Source organism: Vibrio zhanjiangensis (assembly GCF_030161235.1).
Classification (GTDB): domain Bacteria; phylum Pseudomonadota; class Gammaproteobacteria; order Enterobacterales; family Vibrionaceae; genus Vibrio; species Vibrio zhanjiangensis.
In genome coordinates this window covers 295212-302153 of the sequence record NZ_BSPW01000021.1, presented here as the reverse complement: position 1 = coordinate 302153, position 6942 = coordinate 295212, and the positions used below count along the sequence as shown (strand labels likewise).

Sequence of the window (6942 nt, the reverse complement as noted above, 5' to 3'; positions counted from 1 at the left end):
AATGTAAGGATACGACAGAGTCGAATGGTATTTATCCCGTCAAGATCCCTCAGTAATGACAAGATTGGGTGTGGAAATGCAAAGTCAGTTAGAGCACACTCAGATGAAAAGTGTAATGTATCTCGGGTGCACTTTGATAACATACCAAAGCTAGGATACACGTTGAGGATAGGTCAATGAAAAATTTTAATGACGAATATTATATTGCTTTTCGCCCTAGCGGTGATGATCAAATTTATATTAAGCCCGATTTAAAAACCTCTCATCGAAAATACCATTTCAAGCAGTTAGCCTTCGGAGGGCTGCCTTTGTTCTTCTTGAATGGCTTTAAGAATGAAGATAAAAATAGATGGCCTTTAACAGACTTGTTCGTTGATTCGTCAGGCTTGTTAATCAGTGATGAAGTTAAGTCAAATTTAGGCAATTATAACATTGATGGAATGCAAATTTATCCTTCAGTATATATTGATGATGATGATGTGTGGCATGAATGCTACTGGTATTTGGGGTTCTATAAAGAACTTGATTGTCTTGACCGAGACAATTCTGTCATTGAAACTTTCGATTTTGATGACGACGATGACGACCTCTTAGAAGTTAAGAAATTTTCTCTAGATAAAAATGTGCTGGGGAAAATCGCAGAAAGCGATCGTTTGATCTTCAAAATCGCTAATTGCTCTAAAAGTTATCTATTTTTTCATAAGAAGGTGGTCGATGTTATTGTCCGTAAAAATTTTTCTGGCGTTCGTTTCATCAAAGTTTCCGACTTTTCTGAAGGAGAACAATACTAAATTGCAGGCTACGAGTCATATACATGCAGTATATAAAGCTTCAAGGTACTTTGTTTCACATGGATCGATAATGATGGCTTTTATATTACCTCCTTCAACCTATGGGTCTAAGGGGTTGTAAGGGACTGTACTTACTTTTGACTAACTATTAGTTTTTCTATATCAAACTTACCTGATGATCTTCGCCCCATATCGACATTTGGCTAAAAATGGGGGCACAAGTGTGCTGACTGGCATGGCACTCTACCTCTGAAACTTAAACAAATGCGACAGTACATGCACTCTCTTTTCCCCAAATAAAAAGGACCCAAGGTTTTCACCTTAGGTCCTTTTTGTCCTAGCACTGCCCCATTTTGGGATGATAGACAGTGCTTATCCAAACGGCATTCACTCAACCGAGTGACGCTATCTAGCGACTATAGTTTTTGCCGGCCGAGTAATGAATGAGAAAGCGTGGTGCCATCAACAAGCTCAAGCTCACCTCCGACAGGCACACCGTGTGCAATTCGGCTGGCCTCAACATTATGCTCGCGGCAAAGCTCAGCAATATAGTGAGCGGTCGCCTCTCCCTCAACGGTTGGGTTAGTGGCTAAAATCACCTCTGTCACATCCCCTCGACGTAGCCGGTAATCAAGCATGTCAAGGCCAATATCACTTGGGCCAATCCCATCTAACGGGGATAGATGCCCCATCAAAACAAAGTATCGCCCTGAATATTGCCCGGTTGATTCAACCGCAGCAATATCCGCGGGGCTCTCAACCACGCAAATTTGACCATTCTCCTGGCGTTTAGGATTCGTGCAAATATGACAAGCGTCTTGTTCTGTAAAAGTACGGCACTCATTGCAATGACCTATCTCTGTCATGGCTTGGCTGAGTGAGTCCGCCAACTGTAAGCCGCCTTTTCTATCGCGCTGTAACAAATGAAAGGCCATACGCTGCGCTGACTTGGGGCCAACCCCAGGCAGACAACGTAAGGCCTCCATCAATTGCTCCAGCATATGACTGGTGCGCATTCGCTAGCCCTTTGTTAGAAAGGCATTTTCATGCCAGGTGGAAGTTGCATCCCCCCAGTCACTGATTCCATTTTTTCTTTTTGTGTTTCTTCAACGCGGCGTGACGCATCATTAAATGCAGCAGCAATCAAGTCTTCGAGCATTTCTTTGTCATCTTCCATCAAGCTTTCATCGATCTCAACTCTACGAACGCTGTGACTACCTGTAATGGTTACTTTTACCAAGCCAGCTCCAGACTCGCCGGTCACTTCCATATTAGCAATTTCTTCTTGAAGCTTTTGCATACGCTCTTGCATTTGCTGGGCTTGCTTCATTAGGTTACCCATTCCGCCTTTACCAAACATGTTCTTCTCTCTGGTTGTCTCGCTAATTTTGTTATTAGATTGAGGTGAAAGTGGCCTTTTTCAACCCCATATGGTCAAATTGGTCTGACACTCTCACTATCAAGTTCAGCACCAAATCTTTGTTCAATAAACTGAACATTTTTATCACTTTCAAGGCTAGAAAAAGCCTGTTGTAGTTTTTCCTGATAGAGTTTTTCTCTGAGCTCAAGGGGCGTTTCCCCTTGCTGACCGATATTTACAATCAGTTCACTTGGTTCTCCCAACAAACTATTAAGTGCTGACACTAGTTCATTGCGAGCTCGCTCAGTATCAAGATGTGCCTGCTCATGTCTGAGCGTGAGTATAATAACCTTCTCTTGCTGCTCATAATGCGAATTCAGCGCAAGCTGCTGGGTCATTTTCGATACATCAAGTTGTTCGATCAAACGTGCCCACTGACTCTGCTGCAAGCACTCTTGAGTGAGCTTTTTCGCCATTTCTGGCGTCTTTTCATGCTGCAAGGCTTGCTTAATTTGAGTTGGCGTCAGCGTATCATTGCGCTTCACCTTCACTTCTTGCGGTAACGTAGGCCGCCATTGATAGGGCTCATTGTTATCCACTTCGGGTGTTGCCACATCCGCTGAGTTGGACACTGGCGACACCTGCATAGTTCCCATATTTCGCTGTGCAACGCGATCGAGAACCGATGAGGGTTGAGCAGATGTCGCATTAGTCTTTTTTGGCGTACTAGCCTGACTCTTCCCAGTGCGTTGAGAACGAAGCTGGTGTCTTAGGCCTCTTACAGGAGAGACTGGTGATTGAGCTTGCTCCTGCACTTGAGCATTGGCTTGTTGCTCTGGAGTCTCTGGCATTTGAGCCTGAGCAGGCTCCATGTCCATTTGTGGTAGTTGTTCAGATGCAGATGGCTGTTCAGGCACAGTTGGCTGTGGTGCACGCTGAACTTCTGGCATCGATGCACTCTGAATAGAAGCTTGCGGCATATGCGTTGAGGGCGTTGGCTCTGACTGAATCACCTGATGGGTAATCACATTCGCTTGAGGCTGCGCGACGGGGCGAAATGCCATCATCCTCAATACCACCATTTCTACACCAATTTGCTCAGAAGGAGAAAAAGGTAAGTCTTGTCGACCTTTCAGCGCAATTTGGTAGTACAGCTGGATGTCCTGCGGTGAAAGAGCTCGGCTGAGTAGCACCACTTTTTCCGCATCGGGTAACGATTTATCAAGCGTCTCAGGCAAAGCTTGATACATAGCAAGGCGGTGCAGCTGAGCAGAAAGCTGAGAGAGTAAGCCATCCCAATCAACGCCGTTTTGAGCAAGCCCAATTAGACAGTCCATCGCCACTTGAGGCTGCTTGGCACTCACGGCTTCAAGCAAATGCAGCGCTTGAACGGTATCCAAGGTCCCAAGCATGTGAGAAACACTGTCTGTAAGAACTTGGCCATTACCCAAAGCGATGGCCTGATCGGTCAAGCTTAACGCATCACGCATACTTCCGTCAGCGGCATGGGCAATCATGCCCAAAGCTCGGGGCTGAGAGGTAACCTTCTCTTGCTGTAGAATATAATCGAGTTGCTGATGGATATTATCAACACTGATAGGCTTTAAGTGAAACTGCAAACAACGCGATAATATGGTGACAGGCAACTTTTGTGGATCGGTTGTCGCAAGAAGGAACTTCACATACTCAGGCGGCTCTTCCAAAGTTTTAAGCAAGGCATTAAAGCTATGTCTTGAGAGCATATGCACTTCATCGATGAGATAAACTTTAAAGCGCCCTCGGGCTGGCTTGTACTGGACGTTATCCAGCAGTTCTCTGGTATCCTCGACCTTAGTCCTAGACGCTGCATCAATTTCTAACAAATCAACAAAACGCCCTTGATCGATTTCCTTACAAGTATCACAGCAACCACACGGTGTGGCTGTTATGCCTGTTTCACAATTTAGACCCTTGGCGAACAATCGACCTATGGTGGTCTTGCCGACCCCACGAGTACCGCTAAATAGATAAGCATGATGAAGTCTGTTTTGAGCGAGCGCGTTTTCGAGCGCTGTCAGCACATGCCTTTGTCCGACAACTTGATCAAATTGCGTAGGCCGCCATTTTCGAGCTAGAGCAAGATAACTCATAACTGTATCCAATCAATAACCATCAAATTCACAAATACTGTAGACTTTGAGCCCCAGCTTTTCGAGACGCTGCTCTCCTCCGATATCTGGAAGGTTAATCACAAAAGCAGCATGCTCAACCTCACCGCCCAATTGACGAATAAGTTGGGCTGTCGCTTCTATGGTTCCCCCAGTCGCGAGCAGATCATCGACCACCAATACCTTATCGCCTTGTGATATCGCGTCTGTGTGAATTTCAAGCGTGTCCGTACCGTACTCTAGCTGATAGGACTGAGCAATGGTTTGACGAGGCAATTTACCGGGTTTGCGTACGGGAATAAATCCAATACCCAACTCTAATGCTAATGGCGCACCGAACAAAAAGCCTCGTGCTTCTGTGCCCACAACTTTAGTAAAGCCCATATCTTTGTACTTATCGGCTAGGACTTGGATTGTCGCTTTATAAGCACTCGCATTCTCCATCAAGCTCGTCACATCTCGAAATAAAATACCCGGCTTAGGGTAATCAGGTATGCTTTTAATGCTGGACTTGATCTGTGAAATTGTTTCAGTTGTCATAATTCGTTTCTTAGATTGACTCAATCTTACTGTGCGTATCAAACGCATCAACAAGGTATCAACGAGGGTGTTGCTGCACTTTTACAGTCCGCTAAACGACCTGCGCCACATCCCATACACACCCACTCATATGGTAGGCAACATTTATGCAATCTTAGTGATTTTCTTGCTTATCAGCAAGGCTATCCACCACGGGTAAGCGAATAAACCAAGTCAGTAAGGTCATCAGCATCACCATCAAGGCAGCTTTCAACCAAACCTGTGAAACAATCCAAATGGAGAAGGAGAAACTCGCAACCATGCAAAGTGCACCACGAATTTTGATTTTGCTCGTGATGGCGCGATGTTGATGCCAATTGTCCAAAATAGGGCCAAAGGTGTTGTGCTCATGTAACCAACGATGAAACCTTGGGCTACTCCGCATAAAACAGGCACTAGCGAGAAGAATAAACGGGGTGGTCGGAAGCAAGGGCAAAAATATCCCCAGAAACCCCAAAACCAAACTTAGGCTTCCAGCAACATTTAAACCTAGTCTTCGAATATTGATGATACGCTCCAGTTAAATGAACTAAAAGCCCGCGTATCCATTAAACACTCGAATCCAAGTTAGGGTCGCAGGTAGAGTAGGAATTAATAATGCCGCAATAAATCCCAAAAAGTAAAGAATATTGTATGGTTCTTTAAAATCTTTATCTGCCATAAGGTTACATCTCTTTTGTGACGAAAGTACGACAACCCGCCGTGACTATTAAGTTAAGGTATTGAAACATGTTTGTGCTGGCGGAATATAGCCCAAAATCACGGTGATAAACACCGTGAAAACATAGGGTTATTAAGCATTATCTCTCATGCTCTACGCACTGCCACCACTGAAAATATCCAAGCTAAAACTGCTTGATCCCAAACAACTCAATGTGAGTTGGCACGCCGTATTAATCGGCAAATCAGGCGTGATAAAGTTTTTGATGCAATTTTCACCCAGTTTCGTTCCAGCGACTATGTGCTGAGAGAGATAGCCGTTGGACCATTGTGCATCAAGGCCTGCCGGCAGTAATGACAAGGTCCCTTCAGACACATTGGCGATACCAAGCAGCGCCCTCACCGGGCTTGCACATTCTGCGCAGGCCATACCTTTTTCAAGCAAATCCGCAAGGTCTTTCAAATCCGCATTGAAGTTTTTCAAATTGCGCAGATAGTCATGGAATAGCGCACGAACCAACAAGGTTGTCGCTGCACCATGCTGACCTTCGCATGCAGAGTCAACGATATAAAATGCGAATTGACCATTCATCAGCCAAGCGTAGTCGTAAACTAGAGGCATCACATCGGTTGACTGGAGCAGACGATAGCTGCATTTCCAGTCTCCTTGCGAAGTGTCTTTGTCTGGTAACAGTGCATGGAGCAAGTCTTTCGCTGCAATAGGATTATCTTGCAAATACTCTAAATGCCAGTGCAGTTCCTGCTCTTCTGGCATGTCTCCACTGTCAATTCTGAACCATTGACTGGCGAAATCACGTTGATCACACAGATGATTATCAGAATCATCCAACGTGTTTTCTATCGCGCTTGCCAAATGGTCGGGATTTGTAATGGGTTTGGGAAGAAAATCCTTTATGCCAAAGCGTAGCGCCTGCGCAACATCAGCCATCTCATCAGTTGCAGAAACAACGATCAAAGGCATTGATGGGTACTCAAGGCTAACTTCTTCGACAAATTCTATGCCATCAAGAACCGGCATAGACAGATCACACAGAATCAAGTCAGGCTCAGATTCTCGTAGCTTTTGGAGGCCATCGAGGCCATTTTCAGCTTCAACAACTTCATGTCCCTGCGATTCAATAAACCCACTTGTGAGTTTGCGAAAAACAGGATCGTCATCAACTATCATGATGAGCTTTGACCCAGTAGCCAGCTGGGTCGAGGGCGTTGTCGCCACTTCGTAAGTCTTATGCATAAACCTTGGCCTCACACAACTATGAACGTACAACTGTTAGTAATATTTTTTGTAATTGTATATAGTTTCAAACACTCATTTAAAAGTAGCTCTGAAAGTGTATTTATACAAATCTTCCACTTTTCACCCATGTTGAATACTATATGTAGC

General features: G+C 44.8%; 8 protein-coding genes. 2 read left to right on the top strand and 6 right to left on the bottom strand.

From position 1 onward, the window contains the following. Positions 1-180: hypothetical protein (locus QQK21_RS06330; RefSeq protein WP_284191351.1), on the top strand; the 180-nt coding region annotated here is incomplete at its 5' end. Continuing rightward, the gene (locus tag QQK21_RS06325) at positions 177-791 is read left to right on the top strand and encodes an imm11 family protein (protein ID WP_284191350.1); all 615 of its coding nucleotides are present in this window, start codon (positions 177-179) and stop codon (positions 789-791) included. The genes QQK21_RS06330 and QQK21_RS06325, both read left to right, overlap by 4 nt. 416 nt (positions 792-1207) lie before the next feature. Here the strand turns inward: QQK21_RS06325 and recR are convergent, their stop codons facing one another. From recR to QQK21_RS06295, 6 genes are all read right to left on the bottom strand, one after another. Further along, positions 1208-1807 (bottom strand): recombination mediator RecR, encoded by a 600-nt coding sequence (gene recR / locus QQK21_RS06320; RefSeq protein ID WP_284191349.1) that lies wholly within the window; start codon positions 1805-1807, stop codon positions 1208-1210. 14 nt (positions 1808-1821) lie between these two features. Then, complete coding sequence (locus QQK21_RS06315) at positions 1822-2151, bottom strand: YbaB/EbfC family nucleoid-associated protein (RefSeq protein ID WP_284191348.1); 330 nt, start codon at positions 2149-2151, stop codon at positions 1822-1824. A 74-nt stretch (positions 2152-2225) separates the two neighbouring features. After that, the gene (gene dnaX / locus QQK21_RS06310) at positions 2226-4280 is read right to left on the bottom strand and encodes a DNA polymerase III subunit gamma/tau (RefSeq protein ID WP_284191347.1); all 2055 of its coding nucleotides are present in this window, start codon (positions 4278-4280) and stop codon (positions 2226-2228) included. A gap of 12 nt (positions 4281-4292) precedes the next feature. Next, on the bottom strand, positions 4293-4838 hold the full coding sequence (gene apt / locus QQK21_RS06305; RefSeq protein ID WP_284191346.1) for an adenine phosphoribosyltransferase: 546 nt from the start codon (positions 4836-4838) through the stop codon (positions 4293-4295). 154 nt (positions 4839-4992) lie between these two features. Next, positions 4993-5397 carry a YbaN family protein gene (locus QQK21_RS06300; RefSeq protein WP_284191359.1) on the bottom strand — a complete coding sequence of 135 codons (405 nt, stop codon included), beginning with the start codon at positions 5395-5397 and terminating at the stop codon, positions 4993-4995. 294 nt (positions 5398-5691) lie between these two features. Then, positions 5692-6792: a response regulator gene (locus QQK21_RS06295; RefSeq protein WP_284191345.1), complete on the bottom strand. Its 1101-nt coding sequence runs from the start codon at positions 6790-6792 to the stop codon at positions 5692-5694. Positions 6793-6942: the final 150 nt, after the last annotated feature.

What these genes read in the sequence shown, in the direction of transcription:
- QQK21_RS06325 (WP_284191350.1), top strand. Translation starts at nt 177, where the DNA reads ATGAAAAATTTTAATGACGAATATTATATTGCTTTTCGCCCTAGCGGT.
- dnaX (WP_284191347.1), bottom strand. Translation starts at nt 4,280, where the DNA reads ATGAGTTATCTTGCTCTAGCTCGAAAATGGCGGCCTACGCAATTTGAT.
- QQK21_RS06315 (WP_284191348.1), bottom strand. Translation starts at nt 2,151, where the DNA reads ATGTTTGGTAAAGGCGGAATGGGTAACCTAATGAAGCAAGCCCAGCAA.
- apt (WP_284191346.1), bottom strand. Translation starts at nt 4,838, where the DNA reads ATGACAACTGAAACAATTTCACAGATCAAGTCCAGCATTAAAAGCATA.
- QQK21_RS06295 (WP_284191345.1), bottom strand. Translation starts at nt 6,792, where the DNA reads ATGCATAAGACTTACGAAGTGGCGACAACGCCCTCGACCCAGCTGGCT.
- recR (WP_284191349.1), bottom strand. Translation starts at nt 1,807, where the DNA reads ATGCGCACCAGTCATATGCTGGAGCAATTGATGGAGGCCTTACGTTGT.